The organism is Pseudomonas sp. C321, from assembly GCF_055407105.1.
In genome coordinates, this window is the sequence record NZ_JBUZRB010000007.1 from 265,308 (window position 1) to 290,429 (window position 25,122).

The 25,122-nt window shown below is 59.4% G+C and carries 20 protein-coding genes and 1 pseudogene; 1 reads left to right on the plus strand and 20 read right to left on the minus strand.

The features are described 5' to 3' along the window. Nucleotide 1 precedes the first annotated feature (1 nt). The 20 genes and pseudogenes from fliG to ACZRJ6_RS21430 form a co-directional block, all read right to left on the minus strand. Nucleotides 2-1,021, minus strand: a complete 1,020-nt coding sequence (gene fliG, locus ACZRJ6_RS21335; RefSeq protein WP_463969616.1) for a flagellar motor switch protein FliG — start codon at nucleotides 1,019-1,021, stop codon at nucleotides 2-4. Next, complete coding sequence (gene fliF / locus ACZRJ6_RS21340; protein WP_463969615.1) at nucleotides 1,014-2,792, minus strand: flagellar basal-body MS-ring/collar protein FliF; 1,779 nt, start codon at nucleotides 2,790-2,792, stop codon at nucleotides 1,014-1,016. Before fliF ends, fliG begins: the two co-directional genes overlap by 8 nt. A 14-nt stretch (nucleotides 2,793-2,806) precedes the next feature. After that, complete coding sequence (gene fliE / locus ACZRJ6_RS21345) at nucleotides 2,807-3,136, minus strand: flagellar hook-basal body complex protein FliE (protein WP_133099151.1); 330 nt, start codon at nucleotides 3,134-3,136, stop codon at nucleotides 2,807-2,809. Between the two features lie 145 nt (nucleotides 3,137-3,281). After that, nucleotides 3,282-4,670: a sigma-54-dependent transcriptional regulator gene (locus ACZRJ6_RS21350; RefSeq protein ID WP_463969614.1), complete on the minus strand. Its 1,389-nt coding sequence runs from the start codon at nucleotides 4,668-4,670 to the stop codon at nucleotides 3,282-3,284. A 5-nt stretch (nucleotides 4,671-4,675) separates the two neighbouring features. Then, nucleotides 4,676-5,869: a sensor histidine kinase gene (locus ACZRJ6_RS21355; RefSeq protein WP_463969613.1), complete on the minus strand. Its 1,194-nt coding sequence runs from the start codon at nucleotides 5,867-5,869 to the stop codon at nucleotides 4,676-4,678. Nucleotides 5,870-5,979: 110 nt separating this feature from the next. After that, complete coding sequence (locus ACZRJ6_RS21360; protein ID WP_133099154.1) at nucleotides 5,980-7,455, minus strand: sigma 54-interacting transcriptional regulator; 1,476 nt, start codon at nucleotides 7,453-7,455, stop codon at nucleotides 5,980-5,982. 171 nt (nucleotides 7,456-7,626) lie between these two features. Then, nucleotides 7,627-7,923, minus strand: coding sequence for a flagellar protein FliT (gene fliT / locus ACZRJ6_RS21365; protein WP_463969612.1), 297 nt, complete (start codon nucleotides 7,921-7,923; stop codon nucleotides 7,627-7,629). A gap of 28 nt (nucleotides 7,924-7,951) precedes the next feature. Beyond that, nucleotides 7,952-8,338 carry a flagellar export chaperone FliS gene (gene fliS, locus ACZRJ6_RS21370; RefSeq protein ID WP_463969611.1) on the minus strand — a complete coding sequence of 129 codons (387 nt, stop codon included), beginning with the start codon at nucleotides 8,336-8,338 and terminating at the stop codon, nucleotides 7,952-7,954. Nucleotides 8,339-8,478: 140 nt separating this feature from the next. Beyond that, entirely contained in the window at nucleotides 8,479-9,843 is a 1,365-nt protein-coding gene (gene fliD / locus ACZRJ6_RS21375) for a flagellar filament capping protein FliD (protein WP_463969610.1), read from the minus strand. A gap of 83 nt (nucleotides 9,844-9,926) precedes the next feature. Beyond that, nucleotides 9,927-10,280: a flagellar protein FlaG gene (locus ACZRJ6_RS21380; RefSeq protein WP_463969609.1), complete on the minus strand. Its 354-nt coding sequence runs from the start codon at nucleotides 10,278-10,280 to the stop codon at nucleotides 9,927-9,929. 73 nt (nucleotides 10,281-10,353) lie between these two features. Then, on the minus strand, nucleotides 10,354-12,093 hold the full coding sequence (locus ACZRJ6_RS21385; RefSeq protein WP_463969608.1) for a flagellin N-terminal helical domain-containing protein: 1,740 nt from the start codon (nucleotides 12,091-12,093) through the stop codon (nucleotides 10,354-10,356). Between the two features lie 233 nt (nucleotides 12,094-12,326). Further along, nucleotides 12,327-12,449 (minus strand): annotated as a pseudogene (locus ACZRJ6_RS21390) (outer membrane lipoprotein carrier protein LolA); the annotation flags it as partial. A 44-nt stretch (nucleotides 12,450-12,493) separates the two neighbouring features. After that, complete coding sequence (locus tag ACZRJ6_RS21395; protein ID WP_463969607.1) at nucleotides 12,494-13,423, minus strand: ketoacyl-ACP synthase III; 930 nt, start codon at nucleotides 13,421-13,423, stop codon at nucleotides 12,494-12,496. A gap of 310 nt (nucleotides 13,424-13,733) precedes the next feature. Continuing rightward, nucleotides 13,734-15,362 carry a flagellar hook-associated protein 3 gene (locus ACZRJ6_RS21400; RefSeq protein WP_463969606.1) on the minus strand — a complete coding sequence of 543 codons (1,629 nt, stop codon included), beginning with the start codon at nucleotides 15,360-15,362 and terminating at the stop codon, nucleotides 13,734-13,736. 14 nt (nucleotides 15,363-15,376) lie between these two features. After that, on the minus strand, nucleotides 15,377-17,425 hold the full coding sequence (flgK, locus tag ACZRJ6_RS21405) for a flagellar hook-associated protein FlgK (RefSeq protein WP_463969605.1): 2,049 nt from the start codon (nucleotides 17,423-17,425) through the stop codon (nucleotides 15,377-15,379). A 10-nt stretch (nucleotides 17,426-17,435) separates the two neighbouring features. After that, on the minus strand, nucleotides 17,436-18,695 hold the full coding sequence (gene flgJ, locus ACZRJ6_RS21410; protein WP_463969604.1) for a flagellar assembly peptidoglycan hydrolase FlgJ: 1,260 nt from the start codon (nucleotides 18,693-18,695) through the stop codon (nucleotides 17,436-17,438). 10 nt (nucleotides 18,696-18,705) lie between these two features. Continuing rightward, nucleotides 18,706-19,794, minus strand: a complete 1,089-nt coding sequence (locus ACZRJ6_RS21415; RefSeq protein ID WP_133099453.1) for a flagellar basal body P-ring protein FlgI — start codon at nucleotides 19,792-19,794, stop codon at nucleotides 18,706-18,708. A 39-nt stretch (nucleotides 19,795-19,833) separates the two neighbouring features. Beyond that, nucleotides 19,834-20,529, minus strand: coding sequence for a flagellar basal body L-ring protein FlgH (flgH, locus tag ACZRJ6_RS21420; RefSeq protein ID WP_133099164.1), 696 nt, complete (start codon nucleotides 20,527-20,529; stop codon nucleotides 19,834-19,836). A gap of 52 nt (nucleotides 20,530-20,581) precedes the next feature. Then, a complete protein-coding gene (flgG, locus tag ACZRJ6_RS21425; RefSeq protein WP_133099165.1) occupies nucleotides 20,582-21,367 on the minus strand; it encodes a flagellar basal-body rod protein FlgG in 786 nt (261 codons plus the stop codon). Nucleotides 21,368-21,433: 66 nt separating this feature from the next. Further along, nucleotides 21,434-22,174, minus strand: a complete 741-nt coding sequence (locus ACZRJ6_RS21430; protein WP_463969603.1) for a flagellar basal body rod protein FlgF — start codon at nucleotides 22,172-22,174, stop codon at nucleotides 21,434-21,436. A 359-nt stretch (nucleotides 22,175-22,533) separates the two neighbouring features. On the opposite strand from ACZRJ6_RS21430, the gene ACZRJ6_RS21435 reads away from it, so the two are divergent. Beyond that, a partial coding sequence (locus ACZRJ6_RS21435; protein WP_463969602.1) for a DUF6531 domain-containing protein occupies nucleotides 22,534-25,122 on the plus strand: 2,589 nt, incomplete at its 3' end.

The following is a 25,122-nucleotide window of genomic DNA, read 5'->3' on the forward strand; positions in this document are numbered from 1 at the left end:
CTTAAATCATTTCTTCGCCGCCCTTCCCGCCGAGAACGATTTCTCCGGCTTCGGCCATACGGCGGGCAATGGTGAGGATTTCCTTCTGCGCGGTTTCCACATCGCTGACGCGTACCGGGCCCTTGGCCTCCAGGTCGTCGCGCAACAGTTCGGATGCCCGCTTGGACATGTTCTTGAAGATCTTTTCCTTGACGCCCTCATCCGAGCCTTTAAGGGCAAGTACCAGCACATCGGAGGAGACTTCGCGCAGCAGCGCCTGGATGCCACGGTCGTCGACATCCGACAGGTTGTTGAAGACAAACATAAGGTCTTCGATCTGCACGGACAGGGTGTCGTCGATCTCACGGATCGAGTCCATCAACTGGCCCTCGATGGAGCTGTCGAGGAAGTTCATGATGTCCGCCGCACGCTTGATGCCACCCAGGGTGGTGCGCGAGGCGTTGGAGTTGCCCGAGAATTGCTTCTCAAGAATGGTGTTCAGTTCTTTCAAGGCCGCCGGTTGCACAGTGTTCAACGACGAGACCCGCAGGATGATGTCCAGGCGCACCTTGTGGTCGAAATGACCAAGCACTTCGCCAGCCTGGTCCGGGTCCAGATACGCCACGACAATGGCCTGGATCTGCGGGTGTTCGTAGCGGATCACGTCCGCCACGGCACGGGGTTCCATCCACTTCAGGCTGTCGAGGCCGCTGGTGTTGCCGCCCAGCAGGATGCGGTCGATCAGGCCGTTGGCCTTGTCCTCGCCGAGGGCGGAGGTGAGCATCTTGCGAATGTAGCTGTCGGAACCGACGCCCAGGCTGGTCTGGTCGCCGACGATCTCGACGAACTCGCTCATCACCTGTTCGACCTGCTCGCGGTGCACATTGCGCATTTGCGCCATGGCCACACCAACACGCTGAACCTCTTTGGGGCCCATGTGGCGCAGCACTTGGGCGGCGTCGGTTTCCCCCAGGGACAGCAGCAGCACGGCGGCTTTGTCGACCCTGGAGAGTTTGGCTACAGCAGCTCGACTATCACTCATCTGCGTTGATCCACTCTTTCACGACCTGGGCCACACGACCCGGATCTTCTGCCACCAAACTCTTGATTGCGTTCAACTGTGCGTCATAGCCTTCGCTCGGGCTAGGCAGCAAGATGCTTTGTGGGCCGCCGAGGCTGACACGGTCGTTGGCCAGTTCGCCATCCAGGCCGCCCATGCCACCCAACTCGACATCGCTGCCGCCAAAGGGTGCCAGTTGCTTCTTGCCGTGGCCGGTGATGTTGTTAAGCACCGGGCGCAGCACGCCGAACACCAGCACCAGGATGAACAGCACACCCAGCACTTGTTTGACGATATCCCAGAACCATGGCATCGAGTAGAACGGGGTCTCGGCGATCACCTCACCGCGCTCCAGGGAGAACGGCATGTTGATCACGCTGACGCTGTCGCCACGGCTGGCATCAAAGCCCACGGCGTCCTGCACCAGGCGGGTGAAGCGCGCCAATTCGTCGGCGCTCCACGGTGCGCGGCTGGTTTCGCCGTTGGCGGCGTTGATCTTGACCTGATCATCCACCACCACCGACACCGACAGGCGATTCAAGCGGCCTTGTTGCTGCTTGGTGTGGCTGATGGAACGGTCCAGCTCGAAGTTCTTGGTGGACTGTTGACGTTTGTCCGCAGGGTACGGCGCAAGCATCGGCTGGCCGGTGGCCGGGTCCATGATTTGCTGACCGTTGGCGTCGAGCAGCGGCTGGCCGGGCTGGATCGCGGCAGCGGTAGCCGCAGCGCCACCGGTGGTTTGCGGGGCCGAAGCCGGGGCTGGCGGCTGATTGCTCAGGGCGCCGGGCACGCCTTGCGGGCCACTGCTGGCGGTGCGTTGTTCGCTGGTCGACTGCTCACTGCGCAGCGCCGGTTGATCCGGATTGAACTGCTCGGACGTCGACTCGATCGCGCTGAAGTCCACGTCGGCAGACACTTCAGCCTTGTAGCGATCATTGCCCAACACCGGTTGCAGGATGTTATGCACCCGCTGGGTCAGCATGCTTTCCATACGACGGCTGTAGTCGAACTGCTTGCCGGCCATGGTCAGTGCGGAGTTTTCCGCCTGGTCGGAGAGCAGGTTGCCCTTCTGGTCGACCACGGTGATTTGCGACTTGCTCAACTCGGGAACGCTGGTGGCCACCAGGTTGATGATCGCCAGGACCTGGCCAGGCTCAAGGGAGCGGCCGGAAAACAGCTCAACCAAGACCGAGGCGCTGGGTTTGCGTTCATCGCGCACAAACACCGAGCTTTTCGGAATCGCCAGGTGCACGCGGGCACCCTTGACGTTATTCAGGCTGGAGATAGTGCGTGCCAGTTCGCCTTCCAGGCCACGACGGTAGCGGGTGGCTTCCATAAACTGGCTGGTACCCAGGCCCTGGTCCTTGTCGAGGATTTCAAAACCGATATTGCCGTCGGTGGGGGTGACGCCGGCTGCCGCCAGTTTCATCCGCGCACGGGATACGTCATCGGCTTTTACCAGCAACGCGCCGGAATTGGGCTCAACGGTGTAGGCGATGTCGGCGGTGGCCAGGGTTTCCATGATCTGCTTGGCGTCCATACCCGCCAGGCTGCCGTAGAGCGGCCGGTAATCGGGTTGCTGGGACCACAGCACCACGGCAAAACCAATCGCCACGCTGGCAGCCAGGCCGACCATCAGGCCTACCTGACGCAACATGGTCATCTCGGAAAGGTTTTCCAGGAACGACAGGCCAAACAGCGGCGGTTTGCCGTCTGTCTTAGCGGGTGCGTTATCCACGACTGCTTCTGCCATGACTCAAATCGTCCTTAAACCGGCATCTGCATGATGTCTTGATAGGCCTGAACCAGCTTGTTGCGCACCTGGGTCAAGGCCTGGAAGGAAACGCTGGCCTTTTGCGAGGCGATCATCACGTCGGTCAGGTCCACGCCGCTCTTGCCGATCTCGAAGGCAGTCGCCAATTGGCTGGAAGCCTGCTGGGTATCGCTGACCTTGTTGATGGCTTGACCAAGCATGTCGGCAAAGTTGCTCTTGCCCAATTCCGGCACTTGCGTGACGGATTTCGAGCTAGCCATGGCATCCATTTGCATGGAGCGCATATCCAACATCAACCGATTGAACTCAACACCTTGGCTCATGAACTTCTCTCTCCGACGACCCGCAATTTTTTGACACTACGTCTGCGGTTAATAGGGTGGTAGCAACAAGGGTGCCAGCTCCGTGGCTGCTTGTAAGAAAAGGCGACTGATCCTGTCGCCCCTAAGGTTTTCACGTGGGAAATTTTCAGGTGGCGAAAAGGTAGGCTTCCACGTCCATCCCGGCATCGCGCATTTGCGCCAGCTTGTAGCGCAAGGTCCGCGGGCTGATGCCCAGCCGCTCGGCAGCCTCTTTGCGACGGCCGCGCTCGGAGCGCAGGGTGTCGATGATCATCTGGAATTCGCGGCGGCGCAGGTCGTCGCCCAATGCGCCAGCCGATTCGGCGGGAGCGGCTTCAACCTGCGGGGCAGCCAGGCTGGGTAGCGGCGCAGCGCCACTGCTGCTGTTACCCAACACCAGGCAAAAGTCCTGAGGCTGGATCAAGCCGCCCTGCTGCAAAATCAACGCACGCTGGATCGCATTGTCCAGCTCGCGCACATTGCCTGGCCACGGATAGCTGATCAGGCACGCCTGGGCGTCAGCTGATAACCGCGCCTGGGCATGCTTCATTTTATTGACGTACTTGCTCAGCAGGCGCTCGGCCAGCGGGATGATATCCGCCGGGCGCTCACGCAAAGGGCGCCAGGCCAGAGGGAACACCGAGAGCCGGTAGAACAAGTCTTCACGGAAGCGCCCCGCCGCCACTTCACCCGCCAGGTCACGGTTGGTGGTGGCGACCACGCGGATATCCAGCTGAATCGGCTTGCGTGCGCCGACCCGCTCCACTTCGCGTTCCTGCAGCACCCGCAGCAACTTGGCTTGCAGGCCCAGGGGCATTTCCGAAATTTCATCGAGCAGGATGGTGCCGCCGTCGGCCTGTTCAAACTTGCCGGCTTGCGAAGCGATAGCACCCGTGAAGGAGCCTTTTTCATGGCCGAACAAGGTGGCTTCGAGCATGTTGTCGGGGATCGCCGCACAGTTGATCGCGATAAACGGCTGGCTGGCGCGGTGGGATTGCTGGTGGATATAACGCGCCAGCACTTCTTTGCCAGTGCCGGACTCGCCAGAGATCAGCACCGTGGAATCACTGCGTGCCACACGGGCCGCCAGCTCCAGCAATTGAGCACTGGCCGGTTCAAAGGCAATCGGGCCTTCGCCATCGGCGGCACCGAGAGTGCCAAGGGCGTGACGGGCGACCAGTTCGATCAAGGCCTTGGGCTCGAAGGGTTTTACCAGGTAGTCCGCCGCGCCCTGACGCATGGCCTCCACAGCGCGCTCGACGGCGCCATGGGCGGTCATCAGCAGCACCGGCAATTGCGGCTGGCGGGCGCGCAACAGGCCGAGCAGCTGGTGGCCGTCCATGCCCGGCATGTTGACGTCACTAACCACCAGGCTAAAGGATTCGTGCTCTACAGCCTCCAAGGCCTCCTCGGCAGAACCGACCGCCCGGTAGTCATGGCCCGCCAACAGCAGCGTGTCAGCCAATGCTTCACGCAAGGCGCGATCGTCTTCAACCAATAAAACCTTGATAGCCATTACCTTTACTCCGCGCTTGGCGCGCTTGAAAACAGCGGCAGCGTCATCAGCGCACAGGTGCCGCGACCCAACCGGGAACGCAGCTGCAATTCTCCCTGATGTGCCCGCGCCACTGCCTTGACCACGGTCAGGCCCAGCCCGGTTCCGTTGGTCTTAGTGGTAAAAAAGGGTTCACCCAGGCGCTGCAACACCAGCGGATCGATCCCGCTGCCGCTGTCGCTGATGCACAGCCGCAGGGTATCGGCGCGGGTGTACAGGTGCACCTTGAGCTGCGCACCGGGGCCGCTGGCCTGGGTCGCGTTTTCAATCAAGTTGAGCAGCGCACCCACCAGCGTGTCGCGATTGCACAGCAACTCCCCCAGATGGCTGTCGCACTGCCAACGTACCGACACGTCTTGAATATGGGTGGCCGCAGCGGCTTGCAGGGACTGCATCAGCGCCGACGGCGTGACACGGTCGGTCAGCGGCAACTCGCCGCGGGCAAACACCAGCATGTCGCGCACCTGGTGCTCAAGCTCGTGCAGACGCTCCTTGAGCCGACCGGCAAAACGCTGATGAGTGGCCGCCGGCAATTGCTCGTCAGTCAAATGACTGGCGTAGATCAGCGCGGCCGACAGCGGGGTACGAATCTGATGCGCCAGAGAAGCGACCATGCGCCCCAGGGACGACAGGCGCTCATGGCGCGCCAGTTGATCCTGCAGGTGACGGGTTTCAGTCAGGTCGTTGAGCAAGACCAATTGGCCGGGCTCGGCGTCCAGGGAACGGGTGGCGATGGACAGCCGACGACCGTCCTTGAGGGAGATTTCGTGACCGTCGTCTTCGCGTGGCGCAAAGCAGCGGGCAATGACATGGCGCCACAGCTCGCCTTCCAGTGGCAAACCCAGCAAGTCGCAGGCCGCCGGGTTGGCTTCGCGCACGCGGCCCTGATCGTCGATGACGATAACGCCACCGGGCAACAGGTCGAGGAGGTTTTGCAGGCGGTTGGCCAAGCGTTCTTTCTCGGCCAGCTCTGCCATGCGCTGGGCACTGACCACCGCCAACTCGCCTTTGAGCTCAGAAACCCGGGCCTCCAGCAGGATGTAGGAATCGGTCAACTGACTGGACAGCGAGAACGCCTGCTCAAGCCCAAGCCGGCTGATCTGCTCTACGGAAGGCCCCTGAGTGTCAGGGACTGAAGATAGTTGGGCGACGTGGGGCATCGTGCTCTCTCGCTTGGCTGACCGTCAGTTAAACGGAACGTTGCGAGAGCTGTAGCAATACCCGTGCCTAAAAAAAACCACCTATATATCAGTGAGTTGAAAAACAGGCGTCAATCATCCGCCTGTTCATCACCTTCACGACGGCTCATGCCGTACTTGCGCATCTTCTCCACCAGGGTGGTACGACGGATGCGCAGGCGCTCGGCGGCACGGGCAACGATGCCATTGGCGTCGTCCAGGGCCTGCTGGATCAGCCCTTGTTCCAGGCTGCCGAGGTAGTCCTTCAAGTCCAGGCCTTCGGGCGGCAGCATGGCAGTGGCGCCGAAGTCCGGGGTGTGGCCGTTGATGGCCACCCGTTCTTCCAGGTCACTGCGCAGGCTGTCCACCAGTTGCTCGTCTTCGTCGTCGACGTAGCGAAATTTCTTCGGCAACTCGACCACGCCAATGACCCCGTACGGGTGCATGATCGCCATGCGCTCCACCAGGTTGGCCAACTCGCGGACGTTGCCCGGCCAGCCGTGACGGCACAGGGACATGATCGCCGCCGAGTTGAAACGGATTGAACCGCGTTTTTCGTGCTCCATGCGCGAGATCAGCTCGTTCATCAACAACGGGATGTCTTCCACGCGCTCACGCAGGGGTGCCATCTCGATGGGGAATACGTTGAGGCGGTAGTACAGGTCTTCGCGGAAGCTGCCGACCTCGATCATGCTTTCGAGGTTCTTGTGGGTCGCGGCGATGATGCGCACGTCGGCACTCTGGGTCTTGTTGCTGCCCACGCGCTCGAAGGTGCGCTCTTGCAGGACTCGCAACAGCTTGACCTGCATCGGCAACGGCATGTCGCCGATTTCGTCGAGAAACAGGGTGCCACCATTGGCCAGTTCAAAACGCCCGGCACGGCTGGTGATCGCCCCGGTAAAGGCGCCCTTTTCGTGGCCGAACAGTTCGCTTTCCAGCAGCTCTGCAGGAATCGCCCCACAGTTGACCGGCACAAAAGGCCCGTCGCGGCGCTTGGAATGGTAATGCAGGTTTCGCGCGACCACTTCCTTGCCAGTGCCCGACTCGCCGAGGATCAGTACGCTGGCATCGGTATCAGCCACTTGCTGCATCATCTGGCGCACGTGCTGGATGGCGCGGCTGGTGCCGACGAGGCTGCGGAACAGGTTGGGTTCGCGGTGACGTCCGCGCTCGCGGGCCTGGTCGTACATCTCGCGATAGACCTGGGCACGGTGCAGGGAGTCGAGCAATTTGCTGTAGCTGGGGGGCATTTCCAGGGTGGAAAGGACGCGGCGGCGCTGGTCTTCCGGAAGCTCGACAGAAGAAATATCGCCCATTAGCAACACTGGAAGGAACTCATCCCAGGTTGAGAGTGTCTTTAACAGGCCCAGAACTGCGCCAGGAGCGTTTACCGTCCCGATCAGCACACAGATGACTTCACGGCTCGACGACAAAGAGCTGACCGCCTGCTGCCAATCGTGGCTGCCGCAGGGCAGATTTTCTTCGCCAAGAAAATTCAAGATCACCGCCAGGTCGCGGCGGCGAACGCTATCGTCATCGATCAGCAGAATTTTGGTTTCACGCCACATGCAATAACAACTTCCCTAGTAAAACTCTAATGCCCTCGATTCGGGGCAATCTAGATAGCTGTAGGCATTTTCTGCGCTACGGCCACCTGACGTCTGAAATAGCACTAGTTAAGTCAAAAAAATGTGCACAGTCAAATTTATGACGCGCCCGTTCGGATTAACTGAGCCAGATCAGCCGAACAGATGGTAAACCTTTGACGCACTCTTCGCTCGATTGATCTGCGACATCTCTTCGAAAATCGCCTGGCGCTCCCCGGTCGTCACCTCAAGCAACTGCTGGTAAACCACCAACAGGCTCTCCAGTTTTTCCCGCAGGGCATCCTCGTCGACCGGCGCCTCGCAGAGCACGTCGTCAATCACGTTACGGCAGCCCAGGTCCAGTTCGCCGATGGCGTCCCAGTTACGTTCTGCCAACGCGTCGATCAAGGCTTCGCGGGTTTCATCAATGCGTTGCAGTGCATGGCTCATGACGTGTACCTCAAGGCCTCAGGCCTTATTATGTTGCGATGGCATCCCAGCCTTCTTTTACGGTAATCAGCAGACGAGCGACTTCGTCGATCAAGTCAGCATCATTCACACGATTGGCTTCCACCAGGCGGTTACTCATGTAGCCATACAGGGCGTCCAACTGATGCACCGCTGCCGGATCTTCAGCTTTTTCCGGCTCCAGGCCGTCGCGCAGACCGGTGATGATTTCAATCGCCTTGCCCAGCATTAGCCCTTTTTGTGCAATATCACCACGACTCAACGCGCCCTTGGCTTGAGCCATACGATCGAGACCACCTTCCATCAGCATCTGCACCAGACGGTGCGGGCTGGCTTCGGAGACCTGAGCGTGGGAATTGACCTTCTGGTATTGGCGAAGGGCTCTCATAGGGTTCATGTTGCTACCTCAGTTACAGGCCACAGTCGAATAGGTTTGCTTAACCAGTTTTTCGACAGCACCGCAAAAAACTTTAATCCAGACTTCAAGACCCGGACCACCGGCACATGCTTTTTCGGAGCGTTGAACGCCCCGAAAAATCAGCTCGACTTCGGATTGTTCAGCGAGTTGAGGGTGGTCATGATGCTGGAGCTGCTGGCGTTGATCTGGGCGATCATGGTGTCCATCGCCGTGTACTTGGCGCTCAAGGACTTCTGCAAGGCCTCCATACGCCGATCCAGGTCGGCCTTCTGGGTGGTCAGGTCGGTCAACTTGGTGTTGAGGTCTGTCGCCCGCGAGGCCAGCGTCCCGGTGGTGCCTACATAGCTCGCGGTCGCCTTGTTCATGCGGGTGACCAGACCAGTGTCGCCGGTGAACAGCTTGGCAATATCGCCAGCACCCTTAACCACAGCCTTGTCCCACGCCTTGTCCTCCAGGCTCAGCAGCCCGGTTTTCTGGTCAGTGGTGATGCCCATCTGGGCCAGACTGGTCATGCTGCCAGCACCCGAACCGTTGACCAGCTCACTGCGCAGGCTGGCAACCAGCTGACGCATCGACGCATCGCCGGTCAAGGCGCCCGCCGTGGTGGTGGAGGCATCGCCCGTGGCGGTGACCTTGGTCTGGGTGTTGATGGCGGTCATCAGGGCGTTGTAAGCGGTGACGAACGACTGCACCGAGGTCTTCAGCGTGTCGGTGTTACTGGCCACAGTGATGGTGATCGGCTTGTCCTTTTCAGCAGCCACCAGATCCAGGGTCACGCCGCTGATGGCAGATGTCACCTTGTTGCTGGTGGACTCCATCTCGATGTCGTCGATGGTGTACTTGGCGTTCTGCGCCGGCTTACCCGCGTCGTAACCGGTGGCCAGGTCCGAGTCACCGCTGAGGGTGATGTCGGTGCCTACGCCACTGGTGTTGGAGCCGATGACCAGACGTGCGCCATTGGCGTCACTCAGCACGTTGGCACTGATGCCCTGGGCGGAAAGCTGGGTATTGATGGATTCACGCAGCTGCTGCAGCGTCGCACCGCCCGGAACCAGTACGTCGTAACTTTTGCCCGACTGGGTAATGGTCAGCGTCTGAGTTTCATCGCTGGCATTGGCCTTGCCCGAAGCACCACCCTCGACAATCTTGCTGGTGACTTTCGAAGAGGTTGCCAGATCCGTGACCTTCACGGTGTATTTACCGCTGGACGCGCCGTCACCCAGGGTGACCTTGACGTTTTTTTCTTCAGAGGTAGTAGCAGCCAGCCCGTTGAACGAGGCCACGTTGTTCAACTTGGTGATCGCCGCCTGGTAAGCTTCCAACGCCGTTTTCACCGAGCCTACAGCCGACAGCTTGACGGTCGCGTCTTTTTGCTGAGCGGTGATCTGGGCCAGCTTGGGCGCCTGTTCAGCACCCACCAACGCCTTGACGATGGCTTGCGTGTCGTAGCCCGAGCCTGGGCCGGAAATCGTTGAACTAGCCATTTGCTATTCTCCTTGTCCTGCGGCTGCCGCTTTATTGGCGCACTAACGCCCAGGCAGCAATCAGAAACATGTTTCGTGCCAACTCAAGCCTTTGCTTCAAACAGCAGGCTGCTGGCATCGCTCAGGTTCTGCGCCAGCTTCAGCGCGGTCTCCGATGGAATCTGTCGAATTACTTCGCCACTGTCGGTGGCGATAACTTTGACGACCACTTTGCCGGTGGTGTCATCAATGGAGAAATCCAGGTTACGTTGGGTCGCCTGCACAAACTCACGAATATCGGTTACAGCCTTTTCCAGCGCCATGCGCTGCGGCCCCTCGGCGGAGGCCGGCTCAGTCTCAACCGCAGGCTTGGCCTGAGCAGTAGAGACATTATTGGCCTGATTGGCCTGGGTTACGCCAGCCGGGTAAGACGCGTTCAGCTTGATGCTCATGTCCATTTCATCACCTCCAAACTGAAAAAACGAAAGGGCACGTATACGCGCCCTTCCGTTATTTAACCGCTAGCCGTTATTACTGAAGCAGCTTCAGAACAGCGGATGGCAGTTGGTTGGCCTGGGACAGGATCGCGGTGGAAGCCTGTTGCAGGGTTTGTTGCTTGGTCAGTTCAGCGGCTTCGGAAGCGAAGTCAGCGTCTTCTACACGGCCTTTGGCGGCAGTGGAGTTCTGCGAAATGCTCTGCAGGTTGGCCACGGTGCTGGCGAAACGGTTTTGCACCGCACCCAGCTGCGAACGCTGGCTGTCGATCTGCTGCATGGCATCGTCCAGAGCCTGGATGGCTTGCTGGGAAGAAGCTGCGGACAGGATGTTCAGGTCGGAAACGCTGGTTTCCATGGTGACGGCAGTTTTGGTGCCGGCATCGGAAACGGTTTTCAGACCCAGTGCGACCAGACCAGTACCGGCGCTGCCGTCCTTGATGGTGATGTCTTTGTCAGCGAACAGGTTCAGGGTGCCATCAGCGTTTTTGGTGGCGTTTACACCGGTGCTGGCGCTGTTGATCGAAGCAACGATTGCGTCAGCGGTGTCACCCTTCTTGAACTTGACTTCAACGCCATTCACATCAATGGAGGTGTCAGCGGTCAGCTTGGCTTGAGTAGTGCCAGCCGACAGGCCCAACAGCGACAGAGAACCGCTTGTGGTGTTAGACAGCTTGATGTCTGCACCGTCACCCGAGGTCAACTTGACTCGACCTTCAGTGAAGGTGGCCGAGGCACCAGCCGTAGCGCCGCCAGCAGCGGCAGTCAGGGCAGTGAGAACGCCCGCCATGGGAGCGTCTTTAGCCCACTTTACCTCAGTGCCATTCACAGAGATGGAACCGGCAGCGGTCAAATTGCTGGTAGTGGCAATGTTAGCTGCAGGAGTGAGTTTGAGGCTGGCCAAGCCATCAGTGCTGGCAAGGACTTCAGGGGGGCCTGCGCTGTAAGCTACAACAGCACCAGCTTCAAGCTTGATAGCTTTGGTGGATGTCAGTGTCAGGATGCCAGTAGCGTCGGCACTGGCAGTAACACCGGTAGTAGCTGTCTGTTTGTTGATAGCCTCAACTGCAGCCGCACCCTTGTCAGAACCGTCGCCAACACCGAGGGTGATTGTTGTGCCATTTATTTTGAAATTATCGCTAGCCACAGTGGCGCCGGCAGCAGCGGTACCTGTCGTAGTGGCTTTATCAATGAGTACCGAGCCAGTAGCAGTAGCAGCCAGGCCTTTCAGCGCGGTGCTGTCAACGCTAGCTTCTTTGTAGTTGCCTTTCAGGGCAGTAGAGCTGATGTCGGTCATGCCGAACGAAATGGTTTCGTTAGCGTTGGCGCCGATCTGGAATGCTACGTTGCTGAACGAACCGTCGAGCAGGTTACGACCACCGAAGGTAGTGGTGCTGGCGATACGGTTCAGCTCACCCACTTTAGCGGTGAATTCTTGCTGCAGGGAAACACGGTCAGCGTCGCTTTTATCACCGTTGGCTGCTTGCAGGGCGAGTTCACGCAGACGCTGCAAGGTGTTGGTGGATTCTTGCATCGCGCCTTCAGCGGTCTGGGCGATGGAAACACCGTTGTTGGCGTTGGCGATCGCAACGTTCAGGCCTTTGACCTGGTTGTTCAGACGGTTAGCGATCTGCATGCCGGCAGCGTCGTCTTTGGCGCTGTTGATTTTCAGGCCGGAAGACAGACGGTTCATCGACTGGCTCAAAGCGTCGGATGCTTTGTTCAGGTTCTTCTGGACGCCCAGGGAAGTGATGTTGGTATTTACGGACATTGCCATGACGAAATCCTCGTGAGTTGGATACTGCGGCTTCCGGCCCTGGCAACCGCCGGGTGTGGCCTAGAGAACCTTCGTAATAGTTATCGTCGTGAATGCAGGTTGCTTGAGGGTTTTTTTGAAATTTTTTACTAGCCCCGTGCCACTCCTTGCAATTCAAGGCCTTACAGAGGCGCGAATTGCCAGCAATCACGGGTTACTGGCGTCAGAACTCCGCCCCAAGACACGCCGTCAATTATTGTAGGAGCGAGCTTGCTCGCGAAAAACCTGAGGGCGCCGCGCGCATTCTGAATGCCCGCGTCATTGTTAACGTTTTTCGCGAGCAAGCTCGCTCCAGGTGTGCACAAAAAAACGCCCAGGCTCTTTCGAGCCTGGGCGTTTTTTGTGCAGCTCTATTAAGGCATCACGGCCGATAAATAATCGCCGAGCCCCATGACAGGCCCACGCCGAAGCCACTGATGGCCACGCGCTTCCAGTCGGAGTCCATCGCATGCTTTTCCAGCAACAGAGGAATGCTCGACGACACGGTATTACCGGTCTCGACCATGTCTTTGATGAACTTCTCTACCGGCGCGTCTTCGAAACGCCGAGCCACGGCGTCGACAATCGCCGCACTGCCCTGGTGGATGCAGAACGCATCAATCTCGTCGGCCTTGAGGTCCGACTCGTTGAGCAGCTCGTGCAGGTGCGCCGGCACCTTGAGCAGGGCGAAGTTGAAGACCTGGCGGCCATTCATGAAGAACACACCGTCGCTGACCTTCAGATGCGGTGCGCCGGAGCCATCGGTGCCGAACTTGGCCTTGCCCAGCTGCCACGGCGCGTCTTCGCCCATCCAGGTGGCGGTGGCGGCGTCGCCGAAGAGCATGGTGGTGTTGCGGTCTTCGGGGTCGACGATCTTCGAGTATGGGTCGGAGGTCACCAGCAGGCCGTTTTTCAGGCCGGTGGCTTCCATAAAACCTTTCATTGCGTAGATGCCGTAGACGTAGCCGGAGCAACCCAGGGAAATATCAAAGGCCGCCACGTGGGTCGGCAGGCCCAGCTTGTCCTGGACGATGGCGGCGGTATGAGGCAGGCCTTCTTCATCACCGTTCTGGGTGACGACAATCAGCACGTCGATGGATTCGCGCTTCAAACCTGGGTTGTTGGCAAACAAGGCATTGACTGCCTCGACACACAGATCGGAGGTTTCCTGCGCGGCATCCTTGCGCGGCAGAAAAGCTGAACCGATCTTGCCAATGATGAACTCTTCATCCTTGGCGAATTTGGCACCCTGGGCGTAGTTATCAAGCCCATCTACTGGCACGTAACTGGCGATGCTTTTTATGCCAATCATTGTGGCTTCCCAATACTAAATAGCTGGAGAACACCCCTGAATGCATTCAGGAGTGCTGACAATAAAGGGGATAACCCCGCAAAAAACACGCCGAAAGCGGCCATCCATTCACTGACCAAAGCCCCTAAATCCGACTCGGCGGAGGTCTGGCGGTGACCTATCCTTTTCACACGATACAGTGAAGATGCGCTTTATGACTCATAGGTCACTCAATTTCGTGCGCTTTGTGCAAAACCCTGGAGGTTGCGCACACCTAAAACGACAACGGCCCACCCTGTTTCCAGGGTAGGCCGTTTTGTCCCAGCACCCATTACATCTTGTTGAACAGGCTCAACTGGGAGATTTTCACGAACGCCAGCTGCGAGGCTTCCAGCATCGCCTTCTGGAAGGCCAGCTCAATCGACACCGTGGCTATGTCCGTGTCGGCAATGGACGAGATGGTCGACTTGTTGGCCAGGACCATGCTGGTGTTTTCCGATTCCTGGATCTGCAGTGAGTTCAGTCGCGCACCAATGGAGCCACGCACCATGTCCACCTGGGCATAAGAGGCCTGCAGGTTGGTGATGGTGGCGTTGGCCACATCGGTCAGCTTGCCCTGGGCGACCGGATCGCCATCGGACGGCGCTTCCAGGGCCTGACGCAACTGGCTGAGGGTATCCAGTGCACTTTGGGTCTTGTGGGTGCTGGAACCCACTGCAAACTGATCGCCAATGTCCGGTGCGCCGCTGACCTCAAAGGTCACCCCGGCGGCGGTGATTTTGGCGGGGACCGCGGGGATGACCGGAGGGCCGGGAATAGCCGGCGTACCAGGAACCATGGTGCCGTTGGACACCGGCTTGCTGTCGGCATTTATTGGCTGGGCGTACACCTCGTAATCGGTCGCCGAGGTGAACTTGATCACCGCCCCTTTGTTCGGAAAAGTGCTTGAGTAGTCCGTTTGGCTGGTGACCTGGCCCGCCGCCAACTGCGCGGTGGAGGTATTACTCGGCGTGCGCGACACGTTGAAGCTGTCCGGCTTGCCTTCCAGGGTGTAGACCCGGTCCTTGTACACCGCATCGGTGTCGGCGCCGGGCTTGATGTCCTTGAGGTTCTGGCTGACATCGAAGCTCACGCCCCGCAGGCTGATGGACGAACTGCCTTCCTTGGTCGCATCGAATACGCCGTTACCGGCGGTCTCGGAGGTAATGTCGTTGCCCGCCGAATCGCTCACGGTGTACTGGGTGCTGCTGATGAAGGTCAGTTTGTACGGCTGGCCTTCGGTGAAGCTGATGTCATATTTTGACTGCGACGTCACCGCGCCGGCCGACACCCAAACCTTGCCATCATTGACTGCTGGCGGTTGCAACGTCGCCTGGGTACGTCCAGCGTTGGCCGTGCCTTCCAGGACGCTCTTGCCGGTGTCGTTCGCCACCATCGACAACGTGTCGGATATCTTCAGGCTCAACGGCGTTTCATCACCCTGATAGCTGTAGGTACCGTCGCTGTTGCGGGCATACGGCGGCGTATCGCTCTTGCCACCAGCAAACAGGTAGTGGCCGGACGAATCCTTGCTATTGAGCAGGCTAAACACCTGCTTTTCAATCTCGCCGATCTCCGAAGCCACTGCCTTGCGGTCATCATCGCTGATACCGCCACCGCCTTTACCGGCCACTTTGAGCGCCAATTCACTGGCACGCTGCAAGGCCGTATTGATGCCCTCGAGCACACTTTCCTCGCTGTTGAGCGAGTTCTTCATGCTGCTCATATTGCCGGCGTACTGGCCCAGCATGTCTTGCTGTTGTTGCAACAGCAGCAAGCGCGCAGCGCCCACCGGATCATCCGCGGCAGTCTGGATACGCACGCTAGAGTCGATCTTTTGCTGGGTATTAGTGACGTTGGAAAAGTTGCTCGAATAGCGCGAAGCACTGGTATTGAAATACTGTTCAGTCGAGATGCGCATCGTCTCAATCTCCCTTAAAGACTATTAATCAGCGTGCTGAAGGTTTCTTGCGCAGCCTTGATGATCTGCGACGACGCGGTGTAGTACTGCTGGAATCTGATCATGTCGCCCGCCTCTTCATCCAGGTTGACCTGGGACACCGAACTGCGACTGGCCTTGGCGGCATCCAGCATGGCGCCGGTGGCGCTGTTGTCGACATTGGCCTGGCTGGCCTTGCCGCCCACCGCGGACACCAACTGGCTGTAGGCGGTGGTCATGCTCACGCCTGCGTTGTCGTCGGTAGCACCCACGGTTTTCTTGGTTTGCAGGCCAAGCAGTTGCAGGGCATTGCGGTTGTCCAGGGCAGCTCCGGCATTGAACGACACGCTGAAGCTGTCGCCATCTTTCGGCGCGCCACTGATGACGGTGTCGACGCCAAAGGTCATGGGATTGTTGGCAGCGTCCTTGATCACGTTGCCGGCCGAATCCAGCATCGGCACCTTGATCGTCAGTTTGTTGTCCTGACCCGGAATGACGGTGCCGTTGCCGATGACATTGCCTTTGGCGTCGTTAACCACATAGCTCTGGGTGCCGTCGGCGGCCGGTTTACCGAAGACCATTTTCACCGGCATCGACTGCTTGATCGCCGCTTCCAACTGGGCCGTGGTGGCGCCACCGTGGATGTCCAGAGGCAAGGACAGGGTCGGTGCGCCGAACACACCGGTGCCGCTGTTGTTTTTATTGCCTTCGGCCAGCAACGGCCCCGAGAACGCCAACTTGTTCGGGTCGGTCATCACGACCTTGATATTCGTCGCACCATTGGCGGTGGGGCTGACCTTGAACGTGTCGCCGTTGGCCATGGCGCCCTTGCCGTCCAGGGCCAGGGTGATACCGTCGATCACCGGAGGCGGCGTGGTGGTGGTGTTGAAAGAGCCCATGGCCTTGCCGTCCGAGCGCACCACGGTGTAATTGTTGGCGTCGGAGAAGGTCACTTTGTAATCGAGTGTCGACAGCTTGCTGGCGTCGGCGATGGTCACATTCAGGTTACCGGCGCTGCTGTTGTTCGGGCCACCGACACTGCGCTGGCTAATAGCCGTTGTGCTGTTAATGTTATTGAACAGCAAGTTACCGAACTGGCCGTTGGCGTCCAGGCCCTGGCCCAACTGACTGTTGATGCTTTCGGAGACCACCAGGGCGGTTCGGCCCAGGTCGTTGATGGCTGGCATCAGCACATCGCTGCGATAACGCAGCAAGCCACCGATGGTGCCGCCGCTGATGACCGAACTGACGTCCATCTGCTGCGAGCCGCTGGCCAGCATGACCGAGTACTGGCTCTTGTCGTCCTGGCTCGGCACCGCCGACAACTTGTTGGAAATACCGTCCGACACCAGGGACTGACCGGTGCCCAGGCTGACGTCGAAATGACCGTTGGCCTCAGTAACCCTCACACCCACCAGTTCATTAAGCGAACGCACTGCTTCATTGCGCGCATCCAGCAAGTTCGCAGGTTCAGCGTTGCCCGTGCCTTTGGCCTGGCTGATCTGCTGGTTGAGGGAGGCGATGGAGGACGTCAGCTGGTTGACCTGGCCGGTCAGGGTTCCCAACTGACTGTTGATGCCTTCCTTCTGTTTATTCAACTCGGAAGCAATGGAATTGAAGCGGTTACCCAAGGTCTGGGCGATGGTCAGCACCAGTTGGCGCGCAGAGTTGTCGCTCGGGTTGGAGGACGAGGTCTGCAACGCGGCAAAGAAGCTGCTGAGGGCAGCGCCGACACCGGTGGTCTTGTCCGACAGCAGCTTGTCCACCGAACCGATCTGATCCAGATACGCCTTGGCGTCGCTGTTGAGCGAGGTGGTGGTCTGCAACTGGGTGTCCAGGTACTGGTTGTAGACCCGGCGTACATCCGCCAGGGTCGTGCCGGTACCGACAAACACGCCATCGAACCCCGTGCTGCCGTTGGCATTCTGGGTGGTCTGCTGACGCGAGTATCCCGGGGTCTTGGCGTTGGCAATGTTGTTACTCAAGGTCGCTAGCGACCCTTGGGACGCATTGAGCCCCGACATCCCGATATTGAGCAAACCCATGGTTCAGACCTTATAAATGAGTGGAAGCGCCCGCGGCAGCGTAGTTCTGGTAGCTGTTCATCGTTTTGGCTATCTGCGAAATCTTGCTGGCGTAGTCCGGATCGGTTGCATAACCGGCTTTTTGCAATTCGCGCACAAACTGTTCCGGCTTATCGGCCGACTTCAGGACTTCTTTATATCTTTCATTGCTTTGCAGCAATGTTACGAGGTCATGGAAGCTGTCCTGGTAAGAATCGTAGGAGCGGAATTGCGCCGTTTCCTTGACCATCTCGCCATTACGAAACTCGCTGGTGATCGCCCGCGCCTGAGCACCCTGCCAACTCTGACCGGCCTTGATGCCGAACAGGTTGTGGCTGCTGGTGCCGTCTTGCTGACGCATCACCGATTTACCCCAACCGGTTTCCAGGGCCGCCTGGGCCACCAGATAACGTGGGTCGATGCCAATGCGCTCGGCGGCCTGCTTGGCCATCGGCAGCATGGTGGCAACAAATTCATCCTGTGAACTGAAGGCTTTCTTCGCCGGCGCCAGCGGTGGCTGGGCCATGGCACGGCCGTAGACCTGCATACGGCTGCTCGGCACGGCAAAGGTGCGAGCCGCGCCATTGATCACACCATCTTCGGCGGCACTGTTACGCAGTGGCGCGGCCTTGGCGGTGCTGGCGACGTCCGCGCCAGGCACGATGCCGGCCAGCAGTCGGTCGGTCAGTTTGCTCGGCAACGAGATGCGCCGTTGGTTCATCAGGGCCATGTCGTTGCGCACGGTGCCGTCGTCGACCCGTTCCGCTACCGCCACGCGAGAGGCCCACAATGGACGCTGGCCATTGGAGCGACCCAGCGGACCGTCCGCCAGGGTGCCGGCAGCAATCGGGGTGGGCACGTCGACTTTCTTCGGCGCCTGCTCCGGGCCTTGCAAGGTCGAGGCAGCAGCAGCCTCCACCGGTTTGTTCTTCTGCATCTGGCGCATCAGCACGTCCGCCAGGCCAATACCACCGCCCTCCCGGGACAGTGACACCGCCAGTTGCTGGTCGTACATTTCCTGGTACTGCTTGGCCGCCGGGGTATTCATCGGGTTATCTTTGCCCAACGCCTCGGTGGCCGAGCGCATGGACTTGAGCATCTCGTTGAGGAACAGCGACTCGAATTCCTGCGCAACCTTGCGCATGTTGCCTTCGCTGTTCTTGTCGCCGACCTTGAGCTGGTTAAGCCGGTTGAGGTCGGAATAGGAACCCGAGTCCGCCGTACTGGTTAAACCGCTCTTGCGCATGTCCATGGCTACGGCCTCAAATCACGATCAGGTCGGCTTGTAAGGCGCCGGCCTGTTTCAGGGCTTCGAGGATCGCCATCAAGTCGCCTGGGGCTGCGCCCACCTGGTTCACCGCACGGACAATTTCATCCAGGGTGGTGCCGGGGCCGAACTTGAACATCGGCTTGGCTTCTTGCTGGGCATTCACGCGGGAGCGCGGAACCACAGCGGTCTGGCCGTTGGACAGCGCCCCCGGCTGGCTGACAATCGGGTCTTCGGTAATGGTCACGGTCAGGCTGCCGTGGGTCACCGCTGCCGGCGAGACCTTGACGTTCTGGCCGATCACGATGGTACCGGTGCGCGAATTAATGATGACCTTGGCCACTGCCTGGCCCGGATCGACTTCGAGGTTTTCCAGGATCGACAAATAGTCGACGCGCTGGCTCGGGTCCAGTGGCGCGGTAACGCGAATCGAGCCGCCGTCAATGGCCTGAGCCACGCCTGGGCCGAGCAGGTCATTGATTTTGTCCACCACGCGCTTGGCGGTGGTGAAGTCGGAGCGATTGAGGTTCAGGGTCAGGCTGTTGCCCTGGTTGAAACCGCTGGGCACGGTACGCTCCACCGAAGCACCGCCAGGAATCCGTCCGGCCGAGGGCACGTTGACGGTGATCTTCGAACCGTCGCGGCCTTCGGCGTCAAAACCGCCCACCACCAGGTTGCCCTGGGCAATCGCGTAGACGTTGCCGTCGATACCTTTCAACGGTGTCATCAGCAAGGTGCCACCCCGCAGGCTTTTCGAGTTACCGATGGAGGACACGGTGATATCCACCACCTGGCCCGGCTTGGCGAACGCCGGCAAGTCGGCACTGATCGAAACGGCCGCGACGTTTTTCAACTGCACGTTGCCCGAACCTGCCGGCACCTTGATGCCGAACTGCGAAAGCATGTTGTTGAAGGTCTGCAGGGTGAACGGGGTCTGGGTGGTCTGGTCACCGGTACCGTTGAGCCCCACCACCAGGCCGTAGCCGATCAACTGGTTGGTGCGCACGCCGGAAATACTGGCGATATCCTTGAGCCGCTCAGCCTGGACGCCTGCGCTCAGGGCCAGCAACAACACCGCCGCCATCAGCTGTTTGAGTTTCAAAGCATTCACCTTGAGGACCACCTAGAAAGGGAACAGCGGGCTAAGGAAGAAACGGTCAAACCAGCCCGGCTGACTGGCGTCAGCAAACGAACCCGTACCCGAGTAGGTAATGCGTGCATCGGCAATCCGCGTCGATGGCACAGTGTTGTCGGTGGCAATATCGTCCGCCCGCACCATGCCGGCAATGCGCACCAGTTCGTCACCGGTGTTGAGGGTCATCCACTTCTCGCCGCGCACAGCAATGATGCCGTTGGGCAACACGTCGGCGACGGTCACAGTGATCGAGCCGACCAGGCTGTTGCCCTGCCCGGCCTTGCTGCTGCCATTGGTGGCGCGGTCGCCGCTGTAGCCGACGTCCAGGCTCAAATCACCACTGCCCAACGGGTTGTTGGTGTTCAAGCCGCCGCCGAACAACGAGCTCAGGCCGATACCGGTCTTGCTGTTTTTCGCCACCTGGGAGTTGGCATTCTTGCTGGCCGTAGTGCGCTCGTTCAGGGTGATGGTGATGATGTCGCCCACACGGAACGCCTTGCGGTCGCTGTACAGGTTCTGTTCGAAGCCGGCCTGGTAGATCGAGCCATTGTTGGCGGCCGCAGGCAGCGGCGTGCGCGGCAGCACCGGCGCGTAGTACGGGTCATTGGGCTTTGGCGTCGGCGCGACACAGCCCGCGAGCACGGCGATCCCACTCAATGCCAAAACAGAAACAAAGCGATTCATGACCCTTACCTCACGGTGTTGCAGGCGCCATCAGGCCGCCCCATAGACTTGATTACAGATTCTGCGTTACGAACGAAAGCATCTGGTCGGCGGTGGAAATCACCTTGGAGTTCATCTCGTAGGCACGCTGAGTGGTGATCATGTTGACCATCTCTTCAACCGTGCTGACGTTGGACGTTTCCAAAGTGTTTTGCAGGGTGGTACCAAAGCCGTTGAGCCCCGGCGTACCCACTTGCGGCGCGCCGCTGGAGGCGGTTTCCAGGAACAGGTTGTTACCGGAGGCTTGCAGGCCGGCCGGGTTGATGAAGTCAGCGGTCTGCAGGTTGCCGATCACTTGCGACGCCGGGTTGCCGGCGATGGTGACGGACACGGTGCCGTCGGTGCCGACCGTAAAGGTCTGGGCATCGTTGGGCACAACAATCGCCGGCTCCAGGGCAAAACCGTTGGCGGTGACAACCTGGCCATTGGAATCCAGGTGGAACGTACCGTCACGGGTATAGGAGGTGGTGCCGTCCGGTTGCAGGATCTGGAAGAAGCCGCGACCGTTGAGCGCCAAGTCCAAAGGCTGGCCAGTTTGCTGCAGGTTGCCGGCACTGAAGTTTTTCTGGGTGCCAACAATGGACACACCAGTACCCACTTGCAGACCCGACGGCAAGGCGCTGTCCTGGGTCGACTGGGCGCCAGGCTGACGCTTGATCTGGTAGAGCAAGTCCTGGAACTCGGCGCGATCACGTTTGAAACCCGTGGTCGAAACGTTCGCCAGGTTGTTGGAGATCGTGGTCAGGTTGGTGTCCTGGGCGGACAGACCTGTTTTGGCAACCCATAGAGCCGGAAGCATGCTGTTCTCCTTCGTGCGCCTGTTTTATGGCGCCGCGTTACGAAATTAGTAATCAGTGGGTGGCGATCAGGTCATCTGCAGGACGCGAGTCATTGCCTGGTCGTCTTCCTTGGCGCTGTTCATCATCTTGATGTGCAGTTCGAACTGCTTGGACAGGGCCAGCACCGCCGTCATTTCTTCGACAGCATTGACGTTGCTCGACTGCAGGAAGCCCGACACCAGTTTGACGCTGGAATCCGCTACGGCAGGCTGGCCGTCATTGGTGTGGATCGCGCCGTCCAGGCCTTTACTCATGGTCTTTAAATCAGGGTTGACCAGCTTGATCCGGTCCACTTCAGCCATCACCCGCGGGCCTTCGCCCATGGCGCGGATGCTGATGGTGCCGTCTTGGCCTACTTCGATCTTCTGCTCAGGCGGCACGGAGATCGGCCCGCCGTTGCCCATGATCGGCATCCCGTTGCCGGCCCGCAGCATGCCGAGGGCATCGACGTTCATGCTGGCAGTGCGCACGTAGGCTTCGCCGCCATCTGGGGTTTGCACGGCAATCCAGCCGTCACCGCCGACAGTGACGTCGAGGTCGCGGCCGGTTTCGAGCATGGAGCCGGCGGAGAAATCCGTCGCCGGCCGTTCGGTCAAGGCAAATGCCCGCGCCGGAAAGCTGTCGCCAAATACCGGCATCGAGCGGGCCTGTTCCAGGTCACGCTGAAAACCGTTGGTGGAAATGTTCGCCAGATTGTTGGCATGAGCCTTCTGAGCCAGTGCATTCTGGCTGGCGCCGGTCATTGCCACATAAAGGTACTTGTCCACGCTCATTCCTCTCTCTGACGGACGCTTGCCGTCCACCGCTGTACTGAAGAGTCTTTAGCAATTTGCGCACCAACTTTTAAAAACGGAGGAAAGTCCAGGCGGGGCAAGGGTTTGCGGGTAAATGAAGGAAAACGGGGATTTGCGATAAGTCGAAAAAACGGCGGAGTTATGCCGCTTACGGCAAATGCGGGTCGTAGGTAGTCAATAAGCTGAGTCGCCGCTTCATGTAGCCCTGGGCAGCGGCGCTACGCAGAAAACTTTCCCTCCCCGTAAGCCCAATCTGATTTTCCGGACCACTCGTCTAGCCCCTCCTTTGCTGTTGCAGACTCCGACGCCTTTCCCTTGCAGAGACGTCACGGATGACTGCTTCTTCGTCCCACATTGCCCATATCGAACACGAACTAGATGGCTTTCATCAGAGCCTGGCCGTGTATCGCCAGCAAGTGGGCGCCTGGTATTCACAAGCGCTGGATAAGGCCAGCCATGGGTTGGATTTGCCGTCGTTGCTGGGCATGGACCGGGTCATTCGGGCGGGGAATTCGAGCACGTCGGTGAGCATGACCGATGACAATTTCTCGACAGTGACAAGCTGCCAAGTGGGCGGCGTGCTGCAGATCGAGAGCAAGTTCGAGTCGGTGTATGACGTGCCGCTGGGGAACCTCTCAGTTGAGGTGATTGGGCTGGATGACGGCAGCTCTACGGTCGTCATGCTGGATGAGCAGGGGAAAGGCTCTCACCACTGTGTGGCCGGTGGGCGGTATCAGGTGCGGGTGCAAGGCGGAGTTTCGGCGGAACAGGTCGATGCGCTGTTCTCTTCTTACGACGGTTTGACGAACGACCTCGAAGCCTGGCTGCGTGGTCAGTGGGACGGTTTCAAACCGCATTGGCAGGCGTCGACTGCAAGCGCGATCGGCAGCGGATTGCTGGCAGGGAGTTGGGCGGCGATTTCCGGGGTATGGGACAGCATTTCGCTGGTCCAGGACATTCTGCAAGACCCCGCCAAACATATCGAACGCTTGGGTGCCCAGGCCAGTGAATTGGCTGAGTTAGCCCGCACCACGCCTCAGGCGATGGAACAGGCCATGTTGCTGGCCAGCGATGAGGCGGCGCTGTACCTGATGTTGCGTACGGCGATGATTTGGCTGTCGGCGCTGCCGCCTAGCCAAGTTGCCGGCAAGGAGGCCGAAATCGTCGCCGGGGTTGTAGTGTCGCTGCTGATTGACCTGTTAATCGCAGTGGTGCTGACCATTGCCCTACAAGGTGCAGGCATCGCCTATCTGGGGCTGCGTCTGGCCAAGTACGGCACGCAGCTTGTTGAAGCTGCCATCGATTTTTTTAAAGGCATCTTCACCATCATCAAAAGCTTCATGGGGGCAGTGAGTCGCTACAAGGCGGTGGCTGTTCGTGGAGCGGTGGGCGGCCTGAAAAAAGGCAAGATGCAAATGCGCTGGGGGGCGCGGCAGAACACGGTGTTGCGGCAGGAAGCGCATGTTGATGATGTGCCGGCTTCTGCGAAAAACCCTAACGGCGATGCAGCAACCAGTGCCGATAAAACCGCCACCAACGGTTGCCCAGTGTCGATGGTTACCGGTGAGGAGCTGCTGATCCTCACCGATGGCGAGCTGGACGGGCTTCTGCCGTTTGCCTGGACAAGGCTGTATCGCACCAGTGCCGTGGAAGTGGATTGTGGGTTGGGGTTTGGCTGGAGCCATTCGCTGGCCCAGCGGCTTTCTGTGATTGGCGAGTCGGTGGTGTGGACCGACCATGAGAACCGCAGCACAACGTTTGCGTTGCCCTCTGTTTCGCGGCCGGCGATCAGCAATAGCCTGGCGGAGGCGGCGATTTATCTGGGTTCTTTGCCCGATGAGTTGGTGCTGGCTCAGGCGTCGCTTTTCTACCACTTCCGCGACGGCGTGCTGACATCGATCAGCGACGCGTATGACAACCGCCTGCGTATCTCCCGCGACTTTTCAGGACGGATTCAACGGCTGGATAACGGCGTCGGGCGGGGATTGCTGCTGCGCTATGACCGGGACCATATCGTTGCAGTTGACTACCAGGTACAGCGTGCCGAGGCGTATCAGGAGTACGTCTGGGTTACCGAGCAGAACGTTGTTTCCTACCGCTATGACGACGCTTGGCAGCTGATTGAGGCGACCAATGCTGTAGGCGAAAGCGAGCGGTATCGGTACGACGATCAGCAGGTGATTCTGGAACGGGAACTGGCCGGTGGGGCGAGTTTCTTCTGGGAGTGGGAACGGTCTGGCAAGGCTGCGCGCTGCATCCGGCACTGGGCCAGCTTTTCGCAGATGGACACCCGTTATGCCTGGGACGACAACGGCAGTGTCACCGTCCATAACGCTGATGGCAGCCAGGAAGTGTACGTCCACGACCAGCGCGCGCGGCTGGTGCAGCGGATTGATCCGGACGGTGCCGAACACTTCAAGTCCTACGATGAAAAAGGCCGGCTGACGGTCGAGCAGGACCCGCTCGGGGCGGTGACGGCGTATCAGTACGACGAAGCTGGTCGGCTTGTTGCGCTGTTTCCGGGGGACGATGAGCCGACATCCTACGAGCATGACAACGGTTTCGTTCGGGTCGTGCGCCGTGGTGAAGCCGTCTGGAAATACCAACGTAACGATCAGGGCGATATCACCCGCAAGACTGACCCTGACGGCAATGTCACCGACTACACCTACAACAAACACGGAAAGCTCACCGGCGTCTGGCATCCGGATAACAGCAGTCAGCGCCTGACCTGGAATGAGCGTGGCCAGCTCACCGAGGAACAGCTGGCTAATGGCGGTGTACGGCGTTATCGCTATGACGACCTGGGGCGGCAGGTTGCGGTAGAGGATGAGCATGGCGCGCTGACCCAGTACCAGTGGGACGCTGTGGGTCGTTTGCTGAAGGTGATTCAGCCCGGCGGTACCACCCGCGAATTCAGC